The sequence below is a fragment of the Ruegeria sp. BC2 genome (assembly GCF_056539245.1).
Map to the genome: position 1 here is coordinate 202,676 of NZ_JBQFUQ010000004.1, position 17,952 is coordinate 220,627.

At 63.8% G+C, this 17,952-nt stretch carries 22 protein-coding genes; 13 read left to right on the forward strand and 9 right to left on the reverse strand.

Annotated features, from left to right (window positions below; all coding sequences use genetic code 11):
- The first annotated feature begins 13 nt into the window (after positions 1-13).
- Positions 14-646: a hypothetical protein gene (locus ACR0CU_RS16035; protein WP_170440261.1), complete on the forward strand. Its 633-nt coding sequence runs from the start codon at positions 14-16 to the stop codon at positions 644-646.
- Here the strand turns inward: ACR0CU_RS16035 and ACR0CU_RS16040 are convergent.
- Together ACR0CU_RS16040 and ACR0CU_RS16045 are read right to left on the reverse strand one after the other, a co-directional pair.
- Entirely contained in the window at positions 635-967 is a 333-nt protein-coding gene (locus ACR0CU_RS16040; protein WP_170342269.1) for an AzlD domain-containing protein, read from the reverse strand. The genes ACR0CU_RS16035 and ACR0CU_RS16040 overlap by 12 nt on opposite strands.
- Entirely contained in the window at positions 964-1,680 is a 717-nt protein-coding gene (locus ACR0CU_RS16045; RefSeq protein WP_170365451.1) for an AzlC family ABC transporter permease, read from the reverse strand. The genes ACR0CU_RS16040 and ACR0CU_RS16045 overlap by 4 nt, the downstream gene beginning before the upstream one ends.
- Here ACR0CU_RS16045 and ACR0CU_RS16050 point away from each other — a divergent pair.
- From ACR0CU_RS16050 to ACR0CU_RS16070, 5 genes are read left to right on the forward strand one after another with little or no spacing between them, the layout of a single operon-like run.
- Positions 1,679-2,623: a formate dehydrogenase accessory sulfurtransferase FdhD gene (locus ACR0CU_RS16050; protein ID WP_254437623.1), complete on the forward strand. Its 945-nt coding sequence runs from the start codon at positions 1,679-1,681 to the stop codon at positions 2,621-2,623. The two genes, ACR0CU_RS16045 and ACR0CU_RS16050, sit on opposite strands and share 2 nt — an antisense overlap.
- Positions 2,613-3,269: a molybdenum cofactor guanylyltransferase MobA gene (gene mobA / locus ACR0CU_RS16055; protein ID WP_170448539.1), complete on the forward strand. Its 657-nt coding sequence runs from the start codon at positions 2,613-2,615 to the stop codon at positions 3,267-3,269. The genes ACR0CU_RS16050 and mobA overlap by 11 nt, the downstream gene beginning before the upstream one ends.
- On the forward strand, positions 3,266-3,775 hold the full coding sequence (mobB, locus tag ACR0CU_RS16060) for a molybdopterin-guanine dinucleotide biosynthesis protein B (RefSeq protein ID WP_170448537.1): 510 nt from the start codon (positions 3,266-3,268) through the stop codon (positions 3,773-3,775). Before mobA ends, mobB begins: the two co-directional genes overlap by 4 nt.
- 20 nt (positions 3,776-3,795) lie before the next feature.
- Positions 3,796-5,055 carry a molybdopterin-binding protein gene (locus ACR0CU_RS16065; protein ID WP_170448535.1) on the forward strand — a complete coding sequence of 420 codons (1,260 nt, stop codon included), beginning with the start codon at positions 3,796-3,798 and terminating at the stop codon, positions 5,053-5,055.
- Positions 5,052-5,648, forward strand: coding sequence for a GNAT family N-acetyltransferase (locus tag ACR0CU_RS16070; protein ID WP_367647603.1), 597 nt, complete (start codon positions 5,052-5,054; stop codon positions 5,646-5,648). The genes ACR0CU_RS16065 and ACR0CU_RS16070 overlap by 4 nt, the downstream gene beginning before the upstream one ends.
- On the opposite strand, the gene ACR0CU_RS16075 is transcribed toward ACR0CU_RS16070, so the two are convergent.
- From ACR0CU_RS16075 to ACR0CU_RS16085, 3 genes are all read right to left on the reverse strand, one after another.
- The gene (locus tag ACR0CU_RS16075; RefSeq protein WP_170448534.1) at positions 5,645-6,637 is read right to left on the reverse strand and encodes a hypothetical protein; all 993 of its coding nucleotides are present in this window, start codon (positions 6,635-6,637) and stop codon (positions 5,645-5,647) included. The two genes, ACR0CU_RS16070 and ACR0CU_RS16075, sit on opposite strands and share 4 nt — an antisense overlap.
- 12 nt (positions 6,638-6,649) lie before the next feature.
- Positions 6,650-7,120, reverse strand: a complete 471-nt coding sequence (gene greA, locus ACR0CU_RS16080; protein WP_170448532.1) for a transcription elongation factor GreA — start codon at positions 7,118-7,120, stop codon at positions 6,650-6,652.
- A 238-nt stretch (positions 7,121-7,358) separates the two neighbouring features.
- Positions 7,359-7,739 carry a VOC family protein gene (locus ACR0CU_RS16085; RefSeq protein ID WP_170360065.1) on the reverse strand — a complete coding sequence of 127 codons (381 nt, stop codon included), beginning with the start codon at positions 7,737-7,739 and terminating at the stop codon, positions 7,359-7,361.
- Between the two features lie 89 nt (positions 7,740-7,828).
- Here ACR0CU_RS16085 and soxR point away from each other — a divergent pair, with 89 nt between their 5' ends.
- From soxR to ACR0CU_RS16105, 4 genes are all read left to right on the forward strand, one after another.
- Positions 7,829-8,284 carry a redox-sensitive transcriptional activator SoxR gene (soxR, locus tag ACR0CU_RS16090; RefSeq protein ID WP_170342262.1) on the forward strand — a complete coding sequence of 152 codons (456 nt, stop codon included), beginning with the start codon at positions 7,829-7,831 and terminating at the stop codon, positions 8,282-8,284.
- Positions 8,285-8,420: 136 nt separating this feature from the next.
- A complete protein-coding gene (locus ACR0CU_RS16095) occupies positions 8,421-10,067 on the forward strand; it encodes an electron transfer flavoprotein-ubiquinone oxidoreductase (protein WP_170448530.1) in 1,647 nt (548 codons plus the stop codon).
- A 105-nt stretch (positions 10,068-10,172) separates the two neighbouring features.
- Positions 10,173-11,885 carry a tetratricopeptide repeat protein gene (locus ACR0CU_RS16100; protein ID WP_170448528.1) on the forward strand — a complete coding sequence of 571 codons (1,713 nt, stop codon included), beginning with the start codon at positions 10,173-10,175 and terminating at the stop codon, positions 11,883-11,885.
- Positions 11,875-12,696 carry a 4-(cytidine 5'-diphospho)-2-C-methyl-D-erythritol kinase gene (locus tag ACR0CU_RS16105; RefSeq protein WP_170448526.1) on the forward strand — a complete coding sequence of 274 codons (822 nt, stop codon included), beginning with the start codon at positions 11,875-11,877 and terminating at the stop codon, positions 12,694-12,696. The genes ACR0CU_RS16100 and ACR0CU_RS16105 overlap by 11 nt, the downstream gene beginning before the upstream one ends.
- On the opposite strand, the gene ACR0CU_RS16110 is transcribed toward ACR0CU_RS16105, so the two are convergent.
- A complete protein-coding gene (locus ACR0CU_RS16110; RefSeq protein ID WP_170391827.1) occupies positions 12,689-13,687 on the reverse strand; it encodes a polyprenyl synthetase family protein in 999 nt (332 codons plus the stop codon). The two genes, ACR0CU_RS16105 and ACR0CU_RS16110, sit on opposite strands and share 8 nt — an antisense overlap.
- Before the next feature lie 56 nt (positions 13,688-13,743).
- Here ACR0CU_RS16110 and ACR0CU_RS16115 point away from each other — a divergent pair, with 56 nt between their 5' ends.
- The 3 genes from ACR0CU_RS16115 (at position 13,744) to ACR0CU_RS16125 (ending at position 15,014) form a co-directional block, all read left to right on the forward strand.
- A complete protein-coding gene (locus ACR0CU_RS16115; RefSeq protein ID WP_093963516.1) occupies positions 13,744-13,959 on the forward strand; it encodes a putative signal transducing protein in 216 nt (71 codons plus the stop codon).
- Positions 13,956-14,729: a tRNA1(Val) (adenine(37)-N6)-methyltransferase gene (locus ACR0CU_RS16120; protein WP_480643433.1), complete on the forward strand. Its 774-nt coding sequence runs from the start codon at positions 13,956-13,958 to the stop codon at positions 14,727-14,729. Before ACR0CU_RS16115 ends, ACR0CU_RS16120 begins: the two co-directional genes overlap by 4 nt.
- Before the next feature lie 120 nt (positions 14,730-14,849).
- Positions 14,850-15,014: a YdcH family protein gene (locus ACR0CU_RS16125; protein WP_093963770.1), complete on the forward strand. Its 165-nt coding sequence runs from the start codon at positions 14,850-14,852 to the stop codon at positions 15,012-15,014.
- Here ACR0CU_RS16125 and yddG read toward each other — a convergent pair.
- The 3 genes from yddG to phbB all read right to left on the reverse strand — a co-directional run bounded on the left by yddG (position 15,011) and on the right by phbB (position 17,842).
- On the reverse strand, positions 15,011-15,877 hold the full coding sequence (gene yddG / locus ACR0CU_RS16130; RefSeq protein ID WP_170448522.1) for an aromatic amino acid exporter YddG: 867 nt from the start codon (positions 15,875-15,877) through the stop codon (positions 15,011-15,013). The two genes, ACR0CU_RS16125 and yddG, sit on opposite strands and share 4 nt — an antisense overlap.
- On the reverse strand, positions 15,874-16,821 hold the full coding sequence (locus ACR0CU_RS16135; protein WP_170448521.1) for a transcriptional regulator GcvA: 948 nt from the start codon (positions 16,819-16,821) through the stop codon (positions 15,874-15,876). The genes yddG and ACR0CU_RS16135 overlap by 4 nt, the downstream gene beginning before the upstream one ends.
- 298 nt (positions 16,822-17,119) lie before the next feature.
- Positions 17,120-17,842 (reverse strand): acetoacetyl-CoA reductase, encoded by a 723-nt coding sequence (gene phbB / locus ACR0CU_RS16140; RefSeq protein ID WP_093963512.1) that lies wholly within the window; start codon positions 17,840-17,842, stop codon positions 17,120-17,122.
- Between the last annotated feature and the right edge of the window lie 110 nt (positions 17,843-17,952).

The following is a 17,952-nucleotide window of genomic DNA, read 5'->3' on the forward strand; positions in this document are numbered from 1 at the left end:
GGACTGACGGGTCATGTTTCGCATCTTGATTGCCTGCCTGCTGGCAGTAACCGTCGCAGGCTGTGCCACGTCGCAGCGCCCTCAGGCCGACCAGTCCGAGATCGTTGCGCGATCCTACCGTGACCCGGGGCCCTCAACGCTGACCCTGTACACGATGATCAACACGCGTACGGGGTCTGGCGCGCATACCTCGCTGATGATCAGCGCCAGCGAGCGGGTAATTTTCGACCCCGCCGGGTCGTTCCGCGCCGACGTGGTGCCGATCAAGGATGACGTGCTGTACGGCATCACCCCCGCGGTCGAGCGTGCCTATCGCAGCTCGCACGCACGCGAAACGCATTATGCGCGCATCCAGACCATCCAGGTGACATCCCAACAGGCCGAGATCGCCTATCAGCTGGCCAAGCAGTCCGGACCGGTTGCGGGCGCCTACTGCGCCAACTCGACTGCTCGGCTGCTGCAGCAGGTTCCCGGGTTCGAGCAGATCCAGACCACCTTCTACCCGGTCAAGTTGTCCGATCAGTTCGGGCAGCTTCCGGGGGTCGTAACGACCGAATACCGTGAAAACGACAGCGCCGATCTGCAGGCGGGGCTGGCGGCCAACAACGCCGCGCTCAACCAGCTGGAAGCGGCTTCAACCAACTAGGTACAGCAGACCATACAGCGTGCCGGCCCCGGCAAAGATGGCGGCCAGCACGTTCTTGGTGATCAACCCGACGCTCAGGGCAACCACGGCCGAGGCCATGCGCGGCAGGTCCGGCTGGCCCTCGGTGGCCGTGGGCCACATGACCAGAGGGGCAATCAGGGCCGGCAGGATGGCCACCGCCGTATAGCGCAGATGCCGCAGCAACCATGGCGGCAACGGACGGTCTCCGACAAAGCCGATGAACACGAAGCGCAGGGCATAGCTGCCGATCGCCAGCCCGACGATGATCGTCCAGACCGTTGTCTGATCGGGGGTGGTCATGACGCTACCTTTCTGCGTTCCAGCATCACTTCGGCCTGCGCACCGGCCATCATGCCCGCGCAGCCCGCGATCAGCAGGCCAAGATTGTAGGGGATTGCTACGCATAGCAGCGATACGACGATAGCGACCAGAGCCGCGACCACATGGGCCGGAGTGCGCATCATCGGGCCGATCATGGCCAGAAAGGTGATCGGCAGCGCGAAATCCAGTGCCCAGCTATCGGGGATCTGCGTTCCCAGGTAGGCGCCAATAAAGGTGGCCAGTACCCACATGGGCACCAGCGGCGAAACCGACCCCATGAAATAGGTCATGCGCTGCGGAACCGACATGTCCGGTTCCTTTTCGAACTGGACGATCGAGCAGGCATAGGATTGGTCGACCGTAAGATAGGCGGCAAAGGCCCGTTGCCACAGGGGCGCCGCGCCCAGATAAGGCGTCAAAGACGCTGAATACATGGCCATCCGCAGGTTCACGGCCAGTGCCGAAACCAGAATGATGGCCGTGGGTGTGCCGTCCTGCAGCAGCTGCAGCGATGCAAACTGCGCGGCGCCTGCAAATACGGCTGCGGTGAACACCATGGTCTGCAGAATGCTCAGGCCCGCCTCGGTCGCGAAGACGCCGAACAGGGTACCGAATGGCACCGCCACGAAGATGAACGGGGTCCCGTCGCGAAAACCCTGCCAATAGTATGACTTGGATGTGGAGGTTGCCATGGCTAGATCCTATGGTGGTCTGCGCAGCAGTAGCGGGTCAGAGAGAGGGTTGCAATTGGCCACCGAAGTCGATCTGTCGGAATACATCATCGCCCCCGATCCCGGCGCGGCGCGGTTGACCCGCGCGGTCGAAGGGGTGGACCAGAACGGCGAGGTCAGCCGCATCTCGGTGGTCGAGGAGCGCCCGCTGACGATCTTCCTCAATTCGCAAGAGATCGTGACCGCGATGACCATCGGCGACTACCCCGAATATCTGGCGCTGGGCTTTTTGCGCAACCAGGGCATGTTGCGCCCCGATGACGAGATCACGCGTGTCGATTACGATGACGATCTGGAAACCGTGGTGGTGCGCACGGCCCGCGAAACGTCCTATGAGGACAAGCTGAAGAAAAAGACCCGCACCAGCGGCTGCGCGGTGGGCACGGTGTTCGGCGACATGATGGAGGGGCTGGAAGGCGTGCGCCTGCCGCAGGTTCAGGTGCGCACCTCGTGGCTGTATGATCTGGCGGCCAAGATCAACCGCACGCCGTCGCTGTACTTGCAGGCCGGGGCGATCCACGGCACGGTTCTGTGCCGCGAAAACCGCCCGCTGGTCTACATGGAGGACGTGGGCCGCCACAACGCGGTGGACAAGATCGCCGGCTGGATGCTGTCCGAAGGCGAGGCGGCCGGCGACAAGATCCTTTACACGACCGGGCGGTTGACCTCGGAAATGGTGATCAAGACGGCGATGATGGGCATCCCGGTTCTGGCCTCGCGGTCGGGATTTACCGCGTGGGGCGTCGAAATCGCGCGCGAGGTCGGCCTGACCCTGATCGGCCGGATGCGCGGCCAACGTTTCGTCTGCCTGTCGGGCGAAGACCGGCTGCTGCGCGACGCGGACCCGGCCACCGTCCCGGTCGAGGACAGGAAGCATCGAAGGAAAAGCGCCGATGGAAGTTGAAGCATCACGCCCCCTCGGCGTCATACTGGCCGGAGGTCTGGCCACGCGGATGGGCGGCGGAGACAAAGGGTTTCTGCAACTGGGGGGGCAAAGCCTGTTGGCGCATGTGATCGACCGGTTGGCGCCGCAGGTGGCCGGGCTGGCGCTGAACGCCAATGGCGACCCTGCGCGCTTTGCCGATCTTGGCCTGCCGGTCCTGCCGGACAGCATCGCGGGTTACGCCGGGCCGTTGGCGGGCGTTCTGGCCGGGTTGGATTGGGCAGCGGGGCAGGGCGCCGATTGCATCGTCACCGCTGCCGCCGACACGCCGTTCTTCCCGCGCGATCTGGTCGACCGGCTGACGCGGACGGCGCAGGGGCAGGCTCACCCGCTGGTTCTGGCCACCACGCCGCGCACGGGTGACGAGGCGCTGAAATCCGGCGGTGGCCGTCGGGTGAACCGGCACCCGACCTTTGGCCTTTGGCCCGTGGCGCTGCGCGATGATCTGCGCGCGGCCCTGACGGACGGGTTGCGCAAGGTGGTCCTGTGGACCGACCGCCATGACGGGCGCGAGGCGCTGTTTCCGGCCGACCTGTTCGATCCGTTCTTCAACGTCAACACGCCCGAAGATCTGATCCGGGCGCAGCACCTGTTGGAGCAGGCATGAGGGTCTACGGCGTTACCGGCTGGAAGAATGCGGGCAAGACCGGTCTGGTCGAGCGGCTGGTGGCCGAGATCACCGGGCGCGGGTTCCGTGTCTCGACCGTCAAACACGCTCACCACGCAGTTGACGTGGACCAGCCGGGCACCGACAGCCATCGCCACCGAACCGCCGGGGCATCCGAGGTTCTGCTGGCATCCAGCCGCCGCATCGCCGTGATGCAAGAGCTGCGCGGCGCGCCCGAGCCGCCGTTGGACGACCTTCTGGCGCGCCTGTCCCCGGTCGATCTGGTGTTGGTCGAGGGGTACAAGCGCGCGCGCCACCCCAAGGTCGAGGCTTTTCGTGCCCAGCCCGGAAACCCGCTGATTGCCGTCGACGATCCGACGATCCGCGCGGTGGCCAGCGACACGCCGCTGGATCTGGACCGCCCGGTCTTTGATCTGAACGACACGCCTGCCATTGCCGATTTCATCCTGGCCGAGGTCGGCTTGGGGCGGCGGCCAAGCCCCTGACCATGCCCGAGGACCGGACCATGCCGAAGATCGCGCCTCCACCGCTGAAAAACGACTGTTTCGCCTTGCCGCCGGGGGTCGAATGGACCCCGGTCGATGACGCGCTGGCCCTGCTGCGCGACCGGTTGCACCCGGTGGCCGGCGTCGAGACCCTGCCCGTTGGTCAAGCCTGCGGGCGCGTTCTGGCGCAGGACGTGATCGCGCAACGGTCGAATCCGCCGCTGCCCAACACGGCGGTGGACGGGTACGGTTTTGCCGGTGGTCGGCCCGAGGGCCCGCATGTCCTGCCGCTGGCCCAGGGGCGCGCGGCGGCGGGCGTGCCGTTCGCGGGGGCCGTGCCGGAGGGGCAGGCGCTGCGCGTTCTGACCGGTGCGCCGCTGCCCGAGGGGGTGGATACCGTCATTCTGGAAGAGGACGTGACCGTGCAGGACGGCCACATCGCCTTCAACGGGCCTTTGAAGGCCGGCGCCAACACGCGCAAGGCCGGCGAAGACGTGCAGGCCGGCGCCTTGGCTTTGCCGGCCGGGCGACGCCTGACACCCGCCGATCTGGCGCTGCTGTCGGCGGTGGGCGTGGTCGAGGTCCCGGTCCGCGCCCCCTTGCGCGTGGGGGTTCTGTCCACCGGCGATGAATTGCGTGATCCGGGTCAGGCCGCGGGGCCGGGTCAGATCTATGATGCGAACCGCCCGATGCTGTTGGCGATGCTGCAACAGATGGGTTTTGTGGCGGTCGATCTGGGCCGCGTGGGCGACGACCGGGCCGCGCTGCGGGACCGGCTGGACCAGGCCGCGCAACAGACCGACGCGATCCTGACCAGCGGCGGCGCTTCGGCGGGGGACGAGGATCATGTCTCGGCCCTGTTGCGCGCGGCGGGGGCCTTGCAGGAATGGCGCATCGCGCTGAAGCCGGGCCGCCCGCTGGCGCTGGGCCTGTGGCAGGGCACGCCGGTGTTCGGCCTGCCGGGCAATCCGGTGGCGGCGATGGTCTGCACCCTGATCTTTGCCCGGCCCGCGCTGGGCCTGATGGCGGGCGAGGGGTGGCGGCAGCCGCAGGCCTTTGACCTGCCCGCCGCGTTCGCCAAGCGCAAGAAACCGGGCCGCCGCGAATACCTGCGCGCCCGGGTCCGCGACGGCCGGGTCGAGGTGTTTCACTCGGAAGGGTCGGGTCGCATCAGCGGGGTCAGCTGGGCCGAAGGGTTGGTCGAACTGCCGGACGGCCCGCTGGACATCCAGCCCGGAGACCCGGTTCGGTTCATACCCTATGGGAGTTTCGGCCTGTGACGGTTTCGGTCTCTCGCGGGTTTGACCCCGATGAGCGCGCACGGGCGGCCGCGCTGTTCTGGCAGGCATTCTCGGGCAAGCTGTCGCGTGTCATGGGGCCGGATGCGCGCGGGCTGGCCTTTTTCGAACGGGCGCTGAACCCCGATTTCGCGCTTGTGGCGCGGGATGCGGATGGGCGGATGCTGGGGCTGGCCGGGTACAAGACCCGCGACGGCGGGCTGACGCAGGGCGGGCTGGCGGATCTGGCCTGGGTCTATGGCTGGTTCGGCGCCCTGTGGCGGGGCCTTGTCCTGAGCGTTCTGGAGCGCGACCTGAAGCCGGGCGTGTTCCAGATGGATGGCATATGCGTGGCGACCGAGGCGCGCGGGCAAGGTGCCGGGACCCTGCTGCTGCGGGCGATCAAGGACGAGGCCCGGAGGTTGGGCATGCACGAGGTGCAACTGGACGTGATTGACACCAACTCGCGCGCGCGGACCCTGTACGAGCGCGAAGGGTTTCAGGCGATCGGGCAGGACTATACCGGCCCGTTCAAGCATCTTTTCGGATTCAGTTCGGCCACGAAAATGCGGTGGGTCGTGCCCAACGGTGGCTAGTCGAACGTTCCGGCCACTCGGCCCAGCAGCATGAAGGCGCGCGCCGTGCGCGTGTCGCCTAAAGCGGTCAGGTCGGCGTCGCTGGCCTGAGGTTCGAACTCGGCGATCATGGTGTCGAAGCGGCGCAGGAAATGGTGCACCGCATCGCGAAAGATCGGGTCCTGTTTCAACCGCGCCGAGGTCAGCGCCAGGCACGACCGGTCGCGGATACCGCCCAACGCGGCGACCGCACGCCCGCGTTCGCCCTTGGCGAACTGGCGCCAGACCTCGGGGCGGGCCATGTCCGGACGCAGGTCGTCCATGTAGATGCCTTCCTGGCTGAGCAGAGTCAGCACGTCCTCGGCGGCCTGCACCAGTTGCGCGGTCTTGCGGTCCTTCATCGCGCGGCGCAGGGCGTTGAAGCCTTCGGTATCCTCGGCGGTTTCGGGAAAGTTCAGCGCGCGGATGAAAATGTCGGTGGGCAGAGGAGTCGTGATCTCTTCGGCCGGGGTGCCCAGTTCCAACGAGGTCTGGCCCGAGGGTGCCGCAGGTCTTGCCAGCGGCGCAAGATCCCGCCGCTTGCTGGAGAACGTGGCCAGCGTGCTTTGGGTGTGCCGGGCGGCCGCGGCGATTTCATCCAGTTTCCGGGCCACCGCGGGTTCGTAGGTGCTGGCCGAGCGCTGTTGCTGCGATACATAGGCCTGCCGGATCGCGTCGATCGCGGTCTGCAGCCGGGCGCTTTCTTCGCGCATGATGCGGCTGGCGCGCATGGCCAGCGCCGCGACCCAGATCATCGCCACCGGCATGAACACCGCCAGCAGCATCACGATGAAACCGCCGGCCTGCGTCTGGTCGGGCAGCACCAGAAAGACCACGGCCACCACCAGCCAGATCAGGCTGAGGGCCGCGGCCGCAATCTCGATCCCGGTGACGCTCGGTCGGCCCGGACGGTCATAGATGCCCAGCCAGGTGGGGCGTTTGCTGTCCTGATCAGGGTCTTGGCCCGACATGGCGCGCTCCGATCAGGCGTAGTGGATGCTCAGCACTTCATACGAGCGCACGCCGCCGGGGGTGCGCACCTCGACGCTGTCGCCTTCTTCCTTGCCGATCAGGGCGCGGGCGATGGGCGATTTGATGTTCAGCAGGCCCTTTTCGATACTGGCCTCATGCTCGCCCACGATCTGCCAGGTCTTTTCCTCGTCGGTGTCCTCGTCCACCAAGGTGACCTTGGCGCCGAACTTGATCGCGCCCGACAGTTTGGTCGGATCGATCACCTCGGCCAGCGACAGAACGCCTTCCAGTTCCTTGATGCGGCCTTCGATGAAGCCCTGCTTTTCGCGGGCCGAGTGGTATTCGGCGTTTTCCTTCAGGTCGCCCAGTTCGCGCGCCGAGGCGATGGCCTCGATGATGGCGGGGCGTTCAACGGACTTGAGTTGCTTGAGCTCTGCCTCGAGCGCGGCAAAGCCCGCAGGCGTCATGGGGATCTTTTCCATATCTTCTTTTTTCCACGCACAAATTGAGTCGCCCCGCCGCATGAGACCAGCGTCGGGGCGAAAGATGGGTTGGCAATTACCTGACCCAAATATGGCGTGAAATGCAAGAGGCCAAGGGGTTTGGCCCCTGCAATCCGCAACTTAACGCCGTCGGGGCGGTGGGGGTTTCCGATTGTGTCGATGCCCCAGCAGATCACCGCGTTTCCAGCGATGCGCCTCGGCGCCGAACCAGAGCATTTCAATCATATTGAACGACCTCGAACTCGATACCGTTGTCATCGTCGAAATAGAACCGGCGGCCGGGTTCATAGTCGGCGTGGTTGTGCGGCTTGAACCCGGCGGCGCGGACCTTGGCCTCGGTCGCGTCGATGTCCTCGACCAGCACGCCCACATGGTTCAGCCCGCCGACGATGTCATAGCTGCTTTCGCCCGACGGTTTCGGGTCGGCCGGGGCGTAAAGCGCCAGATAGGTATGCGCGCTGCCCACATGCACGGTATAGCCGCCCGCGATGGCGGGGCCTTCCCAGCGGGTTTTCCATCCGAATACGTCCTGCATCCAGGCGGCGGTTGCCTGCGGGTTGCGGACGGTGAAGTTCGTGTGTTCCAGCGTCGCCATCATGGGGTCTCCTTTTCATGTACAGGCTTGTTTCGACTCACCGTAATTCCTAAACCTAACTTTAGCTCAAGAGATTTTTCCAGGAGGAGATCATGCCCGCATCCGAAGGCCTTTCCATAGGTGCGCTGGCGCGCCGCACGGGGTTGGCAGTGTCCGCCATCCGCTATTACGAGGCGCAGGGGTTGATTTCCCCCTGGCGCAATCCGGGCGGTCAGCGGCGGTATCAGCGGGCCGACATCCGTCGGCTGAGTTTCGTGATGATCGCCCAGCAGTTCGGCCTGACCCTGCCCGAAATCCGCGAGGTTCTGGCCGGGCTGCCCGACAACCGCACGCCCACGCCGGCGGATTGGAAAAAGATCAGCGTCGGCCTGCGCGCGCATCTGGACCAGCGAATCGATACTCTTCTGCGTCTGCGCGACAATCTGGACGGCTGCATCGGCTGTGGCTGTCTGAGCCTTCCGAAATGCGCGCTCTACAACCCCGACGACCGGGCCAAGGCGCATGGTAGCGGTCCCAGGTACCTGATGGGTGACGCGCCCGAGGGCTGATCTGCCGCATTGCAGCAATGTTACGCCGTGTTTTGATTGACCAAGGTCTTTTCCAGCAGGTAATCAGCCGGGAAACAAAATTTCGCCGAGCCCGCGCCCCAGGCGCCAATTCGGATAGTTAGCGGAGGAGCCCACGATGGCCGAAATTGAACGCGAAGCGATGGAATACGACGTGGTGATCGTGGGCGCAGGCCCGGCGGGCCTGTCGGCGGCCATTCGTCTGAAACAGCTGGACGCCGACCTGAACGTGGTCGTGCTGGAAAAGGGCTCGGAAGTGGGCGCGCATATCCTGTCGGGCGCGGTGTTGGACCCGTGCGGTCTGGATGCGCTTATCCCCGACTGGAAGGAAAAGGGCGCGCCGCTGAACGTGCCCGTGCGCGAAGACAACTTCTATATGCTGGGCGAGGCCGGCCAGTTGCGCATCCCGAACTGGCCGATGCCGCCGCTGATGAACAACCACGGCAACTACATCGTCTCGATGGGCAATGTCTGCCGCTGGATGGCCGAACAGGCCGAAGAACTGGGCGTTGAGATCTTCCCTGGTATGGCCTGTTCCGAACTGGTCTATGGCGACAATGGCGAGGTCAAGGGTGTCGTGGCTGGCGTGTTCGGGCTGGAACCCGACGGATCCTATGGCCCCAACACCGAGCCGGGCATGGAACTGCACGGCAAATACGTCTTCCTGTCGGAAGGCGTGCGCGGGTCGCTGTCCAAGGAAGTGATCGCGAAATACGACCTGTCCGCCGGGAAAGAGCCGCAGAAATACGGCATCGGCATGAAGGAAATCTGGGAGGTCGACCCGGCCAAGCACAAGGAGGGCAGCGTCACCCACACGATGGGGTGGCCGCTGGGCGGCAATGCCGGGGGCGGATCCTTCATCTATCACCTGGAAAACAACCAAGTCTATGTGGGCTTCGTGGTTCACCTGAACTACAAGAACCCGCACCTGTTCCCCTACATGGAATTCCAGCGGTTCAAGCACCACCCGGTGGTGGCCGACCTGCTGAAAGGCGGCAAGCGCGTGGCCTATGGCGCCCGCGCGATCACCGAGGGCGGATATCAGTCGATGCCGAAGCTGGTGGCACCGGGTGTCGCGCTGTTGGGCTGCTCGGCGGGCATGGTCAACGTGCCGCGCATCAAGGGCAACCACAACGCGATGTTGTCGGGCAAGGCCGCGGCCGAGGCCGCGTTCGAGGCCATCAAAGCCGACCGCTCGGGCGACGAACTGTCCGCCTATGAAGACGGAGTGCGCAACGGTGCTATTGGCCGCGACCTCAAGAAGGTTCGCAACGTCAAGCCGCTGTGGTCGAAATACGGCCTGACCGCTTCGCTGGTGCTGGGCGGTATGGACATGTGGACCAACACGCTGGGCTTCTCGCTGCTGGGGACACTGGGCCATGGCAAGAACGACGCCGAGGCGACAGAGGATGCCAGCAAGCATACCCCCATCGACTATCCGAAGCCCGATGGTACGCTGTCTTTCGATCGTCTGACCAACGTGGCGTTTTCGTTCACCAACCACGAAGAAAGCCAACCCTGTCACCTGAAGCTGACCGACCCCGAGATTCCGGTGAAGGTCAACCTGCCCAAGTTTGACGAACCGGCGCAGCGGTATTGCCCGGCGGGCGTGTACGAAGTGGTGAAGGACGAGGCCGAGCCGCGATTCGTGATCAACTTCCAGAACTGCGTCCACTGCAAGACCTGCGACATCAAGGATCCCAGCCAGAACATCACGTGGACCACGCCGCAGGGTGGGGACGGACCGAACTACCCCAACATGTAGGCAAAAACCCGGGCAATGGCGGGGCCGTGAACGCTCGGCCATTGCCTCTGGCGGGCCAAGGCCCTAGCTTGTTCTGCAATCATAGGCAGACAAGGCAGGTATTAGGTGGCTTCACTGGTTCGTCGCACGGCGCTGGCCGTGTTTCTTGCGACAGCGGCTGTCGTTCCGGTTCACGCGGATTCCGGCGCGGGATCCTATCTGGCTGGACGCCAGGCCATCTATGAAAGCGACTACAAGGCTGCCGAAGAGTACTACTCCAAAGCCCTGATCTTCGACCCGGGCAACACCAAGCTCAAGGAAAGCGTGCTGCTGGCGCGCGTGGCGCTTGGCGATGTGGAACGTGCATTGCCGATCGCCGAGGACATGGAGGCAAACGAGCAGCCCAACCAGGCCGCACGTATGGTTGTTTCCGCCAAACTGGTCTCTGACGGAAAGTTCGACGAATTGCTTGCCCGTGATCCGGAAAACCAGGGCGTTGGCCCGCTGGTCGATGGGTTGATGACGGCCTGGGCGCATCTGGGCAAAGGCGAAATGACCAAGGCGATGGCGCAGTTCGATGAGGTCGCCCAGCAGGACGGTCTGCGGGAATTCGCGCTGTATCACAAGGCGTTGGCGCTGGCGTCGGTTGGCGATTTCGAGGGGGCCGAGGCGATCTTTGCGGCCGACGACAGTATCGTTGCGCGATTCTCGCGACGTGCAGCGCTGGCGCGGGTCGAAGTCTTGTCGCAGCTCAACCGCAACGACGAAGCTCTGCAATTCCTGGAAAACGTCTTCGCGGCGGGCAGCGACCCATCGATCGATTCCTACGTGGATACGCTCAGTGCCGGTGGCACCTTGCCATTCACCCATGTCGGGTCGGCCACCGAAGGCGTGGCCGAGGTCTTTTTCTCGGTCGGGGCGGCGTTGAACACCGAGGCCGCACATGACTATGTGCTGCTTTACGCGCGGATCGCGACTTACCTCCGGCCCGATCACATCGATGCGATCCTGCTGAGCGCGGAACTGCTTGAGCAGTTGAGCCAGTACGACCTGGCCGCCGAAGCCTATCGAAAGGTTCCCACGGATAGCAGCGATTTCCACGCAGCCGAGCTGGGGCGTGCCGAAATTCTGGCTCAGTCGGGGAAACCGGATGCGGCGATCGAAGTGCTGGAAAACCTGGCGGCCCGGCAGCCCAATCTGCCCAGTGTCCATGTCGCCTTGGCCGACCTGCAGCGGCGTCAGGAAAACTACGCCGCAGCTGTAACCTCGTATGACCGAGCCATCGAACTGACCGAAACCGGTTCGGGTGGCAACTGGTTCCTGCACTACGCCCGCGGCATCTGCCACGAACGTCTCAAGGCCTGGGACAAGGCCGAGGCGGATTTCAGGCGTGCCCTGGAGTTGAATCCGGATCAGCCGCAGGTTTTGAACTATCTCGGGTACTCGTTGGTCGAGCGGCAGGAAAAACTGGAGGAGGCGCTGGACATGATCGAGCGCGCCGTCGCGATCCAGCCTGACAGCGGCTATATCGTCGACAGCTTGGGCTGGGTCCTGTTTCGCTTGGGCCGGTACGACGAGGCGGTCGAGCATATGGAGCGCGCCGTTGAACTGATGGCCGTGGACCCGGTGGTCAACGACCACTTGGGCGACGTCTACTGGGCCGTCGGGCGCACCCGTGAGGCCGATTTCCAATGGCGGCGCGCGTTGTCCTTCATCGATCCCGAAGATACCGATGGCGAGGCCGACCCCGACCGGATCCGACGCAAACTCGAGGTCGGGCTGGACGCGGTGCTGGCCGAGGAAGGCGCGGCCCCCCTGAAGGTCGCCAATGGCGACTGAGGCCTTTGCGCCCGCGAAGATCAACCTTTCCCTGCATGTGACCGGACGGCGGGCCGACGGATACCATCTGCTGGACTCGCTGGTCGCCTTTGCCGATGTGGGAGACACATTGATCCTGTCACCCGGGCCCGAGAATCGCCTGACCGTGACCGGCCCCCATTCCGCCGGGGTGCCGACCGACGACCGCAACCTCGTCTGGCGGGCCGCTCGGGCGATGGGATGGATCGGGCAAATCCAGTTGGACAAGGTTCTGCCGCATGGCGGGGGAATCGGCGGCGGCTCATCGGATGCGGCTGCGACTTTGCGGGCCATCGCAGGGGAAGACGCGGAAGTTCCGCTGGATACGGCTTTGGACCTGGGCGCGGATGTTCCTGTTTGTGTACTGGGCAGAGCCGCACGGATGCGGGGCATTGGTGACCGTGTCACCCCGGTTGCATTGCCTGCTTTGCCCGCGCTGCTGGTCAATCCGGGTGTGCCGGTTCCGACGGGGCCTGTCTTCAATGCGCTGGCTTCACGCGACAATCCGGGGATGTCGGATGAGATTCCGGCATTCGAAACGCCCGAGGCCTGCGCTGACTGGCTGGCCGGGCAACGCAATGATTTGCAGGAAGCGGCAATAGGCTTGGCGCCCCAGATTTTAGACGTGTTGCAGGCGCTGGGTGAAACGCGGGACGTTCTGCTGGTGCGCATGTCGGGGTCGGGTTCGACCTGCTTTGCGCTGTACCCGTCCATGAAGGCCGCACATTTTGCGGCCTACGAGATTGGTGTTTCCCAGCCGGACTGGTGGTGTCGCGCTAGCGTCCTCAGTTGAGGCGGGATACGACGTAATCGGCCAGATCGCCGAGCAGGTCGCGCAATTCGTGATCGGGCAGCGCGGTCAGAGCGGCTTTGGCCTTGGCAGCCCAGGCCAGAGCGTCTGTCCGGGTCTCCTCCAGGGTGCCGTATTTGCGCATGAGGTTCAGGGCCAGGTCCAGGTCTCCATCCTGTTGCCGACCCTTCTCGATCGTGCGCTCCCAGAACGCACGCTCGTCGGGTGTGGCTTGGGCCACTGCCTTGATGACGGGCAGGGTCAGTTTGCGCTCGCGGAAGTCGTCGCCCACGTTCTTGCCGGTGGTCTTGCTGTCGCCCTGATAGTCCAGCAGGTCGTCGGCGATCTGGAAGGCGATGCCCAACGCGTCACCATAGGCGAACAGTGCGCGGACCTGTTCCTCGGACGCACCGGCGATCACGCCGCCCACCTCGGTTGCCGCGGAGAACAGCGCGGCGGTCTTGCCGCGCACCACCTGCAGGTAGACGGCCTCATCCGTGCGCAGGTCGGTGGCTGCGGTCATCTGCAGCACCTCGCCTTCGGCAATGGTGGCCGAGGCATTGGCCAAGATGTCCAGAACCCGCAGAGACCCGGTTTCCACCATCAACTGGAAGCTGCGCGAAAACAGATAGTCACCGACCAGCACGCTGGACTTGTTGTCCCACAGCAGGTTGGCAGTGGGTCGGCCGCGCCGCTGGGCGCTTTCGTCCACGACGTCGTCATGCAAAAGCGTGGCGGTGTGGATGAACTCGACCGTGGCGGCCAAACGGATGTGATGGTCACCGCCATAGCCGAACAGCCGCGCGGCGGCCAGTGTCAGCATCGGGCGCAGGCGCTTGCCGCCCGCTTCGACCAGATGCGCGGTGACTTCGGGGATGCGGGGCGCGTGTTCCGAGGCCATGCGGGTGCGGATCAGAGTGTTTACCGCCTCCATTTCACCGGCCAAAATCTCGGCCAGTCGCTCATGCGGTTTCGAGATCGTGCTGATCGTCATCACACTCCTGATACAAGGCTCGACTTTCGTCCTGCCTTGCCCTTACATCCATCCCCATGAAAGAACTTCTGCGCAGCACCGATCCGACCATCATCGCCTTTGCATCCGCTCTTCTTGAGGGCGAGGATATAGACTGCTTTGAGATGGACGTAAATATGAGCGTCCTCGAGGGAGGCATCGGAATCTTTCCGCGCCGCCTCATGGTTCGGACCGATGACCTCGAGCGGGCAGAGCGGGTGATGCGTGACAATGACATTCCGCTGGGAAGATGACCGGGTTTCCAGACAGCGCGCTGACTTGCAACGACTTTCTGGGTGGCCGCCTAAAGCTGTGGCAGCCGCGAGACGGTTATCGCGCCGGTGTCGATCCGGTGCTGCTTGCTGCCGCGGTTCCGGCCAAAGCCGGGCAGTCGGTGCTGGAGCTGGGCTGCGGGGCGGGCGCTGCGGTTCTTTGTCTCGCGACCCGCGTGCCCGGTCTGCGGCCGACTGGGGTCGAGCTTCAGGCCGACTATGCCGATCTGGCCGCAAGAAACGCGCAATGCAACGAGATCGATTTGTCCGTCCACGTGGCCGACCTGTCCAATATGCCGACTGATCTGCGTCAGCAGCACTTCGACCACGTGATCGCAAACCCGCCCTATTATCGGCCCGGTGCACATAGCGCGGCCGTCGATGCTGGTCGGCGAACGGCGCTGAGCGAGCAGACGCCGCTGTCCGACTGGTTTGATGCGGCGGCGCGCAGGCTGACACCGCGCGGGTACCTGCACATGATCCAGCGCGCGGAACGCTTGCCCGACATGATGACGGCCTGCGCGGGTCGGTTGGGCTCGGTAGAAGTTCTGCCCATCGCGCCGCGCATGGGGCGCGGGGCCGAGTTGCTGATCCTGCGGGCGCGCAAAGGGGGACGCGCGGATTTTCGGTTGCATGCGCCGCTGATTCTCCACAGCGGTGACCGCCATGAAAGGGACGGCGACAGCTACACCGACACGGTATCCGGCATCCTGCGCGAGGGCCGACCAATGCCCTGGCCGGGCGCCCGATAGGCAATGACCAGCCGAAATTGTCGGATTTGAACAAGAATCCGAGCGTCTGCGGCGTGACAGGCTGGAAATGATGTGATCAACTTCCCATGTGATATTCAGAAACAGAGAAGGAGGATCGCCATGAGCGTAAGCGCACATCTGACGGAACTGAAGAAGAAGCACGAAACCCTCAGTCTCGAAGTGGAACAAGCCCAGCGCTCGCCCGGTATCGACGATCTCCACATTGCTCAACTCAAAAAGAAGAAGCTGAAGCTGAAGGAAGAGATTGAACGCCTGTCGGCTTAACGTCGTAGGCTGGCGCGTGCCGCGATTGCAGCGCCGCCGGTAACAAGCAATGCCGCGATCGCCAGCGTCCAGGACGGCGTGGCGATCCCGGCGACCACAAGCACCAGAGTTGACAGCAGGGGTGCCGCGTACGAGCTGGTGCCCAACATCTGGATGTCACCGTGCTTGACCCCGATATCCCAGACATAGAACGCCAGCCCAACGGGCCCCAACCCCAGGGCAACGGTCGACATCCAGGCCAGTGCGTCGGGCGGCCAGACTGTCTGCTCAAGGCTGAAATGCAGGATCCACGAGGCGATGGCGGTCAGCACGCAGAACACTGCTACCGAGCTGGTCGGCGTTTGACCCAGCCTGCGCGACAATACGGAATACCCCGACCACGTAAGGGCACACAGAAGCGCCAGCGCATAGCCCGGCAGATGTTCGGCCTGAAACCCTGCGGTTCCGCCACCGGTGATGATCAGCGCGGCCCCGGAGAAGCCCAGACATGCCCCGAGCAGATGCCCCAGTCGTAGCGTTTCGCCGGGAAGAAACCCTGAGAAAAGCACGATCAGCAAGGGCCAGAGGTAGGCGATCAATCCGGCCTCGGCCGCAGGTGCCATGCGCAGGGCCGAAAAATACAGGGCGTGGTATCCGAACAAGCCAACCGTGCCGAAGGTGAATACCTTCCAACTAACCTGTTTCAGTTGCCCAAGCCCACCGCTGTGCCATGTCCAGATCAAGCCAAGGGTTCCGCCGATCGTGAAGCAGATGGCGTTCAGCAAAAGCGGCGGGGTCGGCGCCGAGCCAACCGTGAACAGCGCCAGCAGTGCCCACAAAAGGACGGCGGCAAAGCCGATGGCGGTGGCGCGGTTCTTTGTCATGCGGGTGGGATTTCCTCGACGGGTATGATTTCAAGACCGTCGGATATGTGCGCGGTTTTTTCGATCTCTGCAAGGAACCAATCCCGGAAGGCGGCAATCTGAGGGCGCGTCTCTTCTCCCGAACGGCACAGGAACCGGAAGCGGGCCTTGGTTTCGATGGCGGTTTTGAAGGGCATGACCAGTCGGCCTTCGATCACATCCTTGATGATCATTGGGCGCCGTCCCAACGCGACGCCGACACCCGCCACCGCGGCATCAATGGCGTGATCCGCGTTCGAGAAATGCGCGCCATGAGTCGGCGTGAAGTCCACCCCGACCACGCGAAACCAGGCGGGCCAGTCACAGGGCGGATTCAGGAAGTTGATCGAGTCATCGTAGATCAGGGGCGCTTCGGTCAGATCCTGCGGCGTCGGAAACCGGGCCGCAAGCTCGGGCGTCATGACAGGCGTCAGCCACTCTTGCCGCACGGGAACTGAATACAGCCCGTCATCCTGCCCGTACCCGAACCGGATCGCGACATCCACGTCGTCGCGCTCGAAATCGAGATTGCGCAGCGTGGCTGAAAACCTCAGGTCGATCTCGGGATGGGCGCGGGCGAACTCGTAAAGGCGGGGGGCCAGCCATTTGGCTGTCAGGGCCGGCCCAGCGGTCACTGTCAGTGTTGTGTTGTCCTGCAGGCGGCGGGTGGCCGACCAAGCCGCTTGCAGCGCAACAAACCCTTTTTCCGTACCTGAGGCCAGGGTTCGTCCGGCCTCGGTCAGCTCGACGGCACGGTTCAATCGGCGGAACAGCGGCTGCCCCAGATGCTCTTCCAGCGACTTGATCTGAAACGACAGCGCGGCTGGTGTCACGTTCAACTCGTCCGCGGCCTTGGCAAAGGACATATGGCGGGCGGCGGCGTCAAAGGCCCTGAGGGCGGTGAGTGGGGGAAGTCGGTCGCTCATCGTCACGTAAGATTTTCTAAACTGAAGGCGGAAAAACTCTCGTTTGTACCTATTGAAAACAACAGGCATGTTGAATGCAAGTCAAGTTCACCTTTAGCAGAAGGGAAAAGCCATGATCGAGATGACGACCAATCCTGCCGCACAAAAGGCAATTCTGCGCGCTCATCAAGAGCGAGGCAAGGCGATCCGGAGTTTCTGGAAGTGGGTTCTGGGTTCCCGCTGAACGCTGCGCGCGCGTTCTTACGGGATCAAAGAAGGGCCGACCCGTTGGGTCGGCCCGTTTTCATTTGAGCCGCGATCAGACGAAAAACTGCGCGCCGTTGGCCGAAATCGTCGACCCGTTGATGAACTGCGAATCTTCCGAGGCCAGGAACGCGACGCAGCGGGCAATTTCCTCGGGTTCGCCCAAACGGCCTGCGGGGATCTGGCCGATGATGGCTTCACGCACCTTTTCCGGAACGGCCATGACCATCTCGGTCGCGATGTATCCGGGGCAGATGGCGTTTGCGGTGATGCCGGCGCGCGCGCCTTCCTGCGCCAGGGATTTGACGATGCCCAGATCACCGGCTTTGGTGGCGGCATAGTTCACCTGGGCGAACTGGCCCTTTTGCCCGTTGATCGAGCTGATCACGATCACCCGACCGAACTTGCGCTCGCGCATGCCGGGCCAGACGGGGTGTACGGTGTTGAACACCCCGGTCAGGTTGGTGTCGATCACCTGGTGCCACTGTTCCGGTGTCATCTTGTGGAACGGCGCGTCGCGGGTGATGCCGGCATTGGCGACAACGATGTCGATCGGGCCGAGCTCGGCCTCGACCTTTTCGATGCCCGCCTTGGACTCGTCATAGTCGGCCACGTTCCATTTATAGGTCGCAATGCCGGTTTCCTCGGTGAACTTGGCCGCGGCTTCGTCATTCCCCGCATACGAGGCGGCTACATTGTATCCTTCGGCCTTGAGCGCTTTGGAAATTGCTGCGCCGATGCCGCGGGTGCCGCCGGTTACGAGTGCTGTACGTGCCATTTAGGACTCCTCCAAATTTAATCGTGTTGGTAATTCTGTTACTCTGAGAGACTGTGGTGCGCAATATCGTTTCGTCGCGAGTTGGCTCTTTCCGTTTGGTGATATTGTCG

Excerpts from the sequence above, each read along its gene's own strand:
- ACR0CU_RS16035 (WP_170440261.1), top strand. The coding sequence starts at position 14 with ATGTTTCGCATCTTGATTGCCTGCCTGCTGGCAGTAACCGTCGCAGGC.
- ACR0CU_RS16040 (WP_170342269.1), bottom strand. The coding sequence starts at position 967 with ATGACCACCCCCGATCAGACAACGGTCTGGACGATCATCGTCGGGCTG.
- ACR0CU_RS16050 (WP_254437623.1), top strand. The coding sequence starts at position 1,679 with ATGGCTAGATCCTATGGTGGTCTGCGCAGCAGTAGCGGGTCAGAGAGA.
- ACR0CU_RS16045 (WP_170365451.1), bottom strand. The coding sequence starts at position 1,680 with ATGGCAACCTCCACATCCAAGTCATACTATTGGCAGGGTTTTCGCGAC.
- mobA (WP_170448539.1), top strand. The coding sequence starts at position 2,613 with ATGGAAGTTGAAGCATCACGCCCCCTCGGCGTCATACTGGCCGGAGGT.
- mobB (WP_170448537.1), top strand. The coding sequence starts at position 3,266 with ATGAGGGTCTACGGCGTTACCGGCTGGAAGAATGCGGGCAAGACCGGT.
- ACR0CU_RS16065 (WP_170448535.1), top strand. The coding sequence starts at position 3,796 with ATGCCGAAGATCGCGCCTCCACCGCTGAAAAACGACTGTTTCGCCTTG.
- ACR0CU_RS16075 (WP_170448534.1), bottom strand. The coding sequence starts at position 6,637 with ATGTCGGGCCAAGACCCTGATCAGGACAGCAAACGCCCCACCTGGCTG.
- greA (WP_170448532.1), bottom strand. The coding sequence starts at position 7,120 with ATGGAAAAGATCCCCATGACGCCTGCGGGCTTTGCCGCGCTCGAGGCA.
- ACR0CU_RS16085 (WP_170360065.1), bottom strand. The coding sequence starts at position 7,739 with ATGATGGCGACGCTGGAACACACGAACTTCACCGTCCGCAACCCGCAG.
- soxR (WP_170342262.1), top strand. The coding sequence starts at position 7,829 with ATGCCCGCATCCGAAGGCCTTTCCATAGGTGCGCTGGCGCGCCGCACG.
- ACR0CU_RS16095 (WP_170448530.1), top strand. The coding sequence starts at position 8,421 with ATGGCCGAAATTGAACGCGAAGCGATGGAATACGACGTGGTGATCGTG.
- ACR0CU_RS16105 (WP_170448526.1), top strand. The coding sequence starts at position 11,875 with ATGGCGACTGAGGCCTTTGCGCCCGCGAAGATCAACCTTTCCCTGCAT.
- ACR0CU_RS16110 (WP_170391827.1), bottom strand. The coding sequence starts at position 13,687 with ATGACGATCAGCACGATCTCGAAACCGCATGAGCGACTGGCCGAGATT.
- ACR0CU_RS16115 (WP_093963516.1), top strand. The coding sequence starts at position 13,744 with ATGAAAGAACTTCTGCGCAGCACCGATCCGACCATCATCGCCTTTGCA.
- ACR0CU_RS16120 (WP_480643433.1), top strand. The coding sequence starts at position 13,956 with ATGACCGGGTTTCCAGACAGCGCGCTGACTTGCAACGACTTTCTGGGT.
- ACR0CU_RS16125 (WP_093963770.1), top strand. The coding sequence starts at position 14,850 with ATGAGCGTAAGCGCACATCTGACGGAACTGAAGAAGAAGCACGAAACC.
- yddG (WP_170448522.1), bottom strand. The coding sequence starts at position 15,877 with ATGACAAAGAACCGCGCCACCGCCATCGGCTTTGCCGCCGTCCTTTTG.
- ACR0CU_RS16135 (WP_170448521.1), bottom strand. The coding sequence starts at position 16,821 with ATGAGCGACCGACTTCCCCCACTCACCGCCCTCAGGGCCTTTGACGCC.
- phbB (WP_093963512.1), bottom strand. The coding sequence starts at position 17,842 with ATGGCACGTACAGCACTCGTAACCGGCGGCACCCGCGGCATCGGCGCA.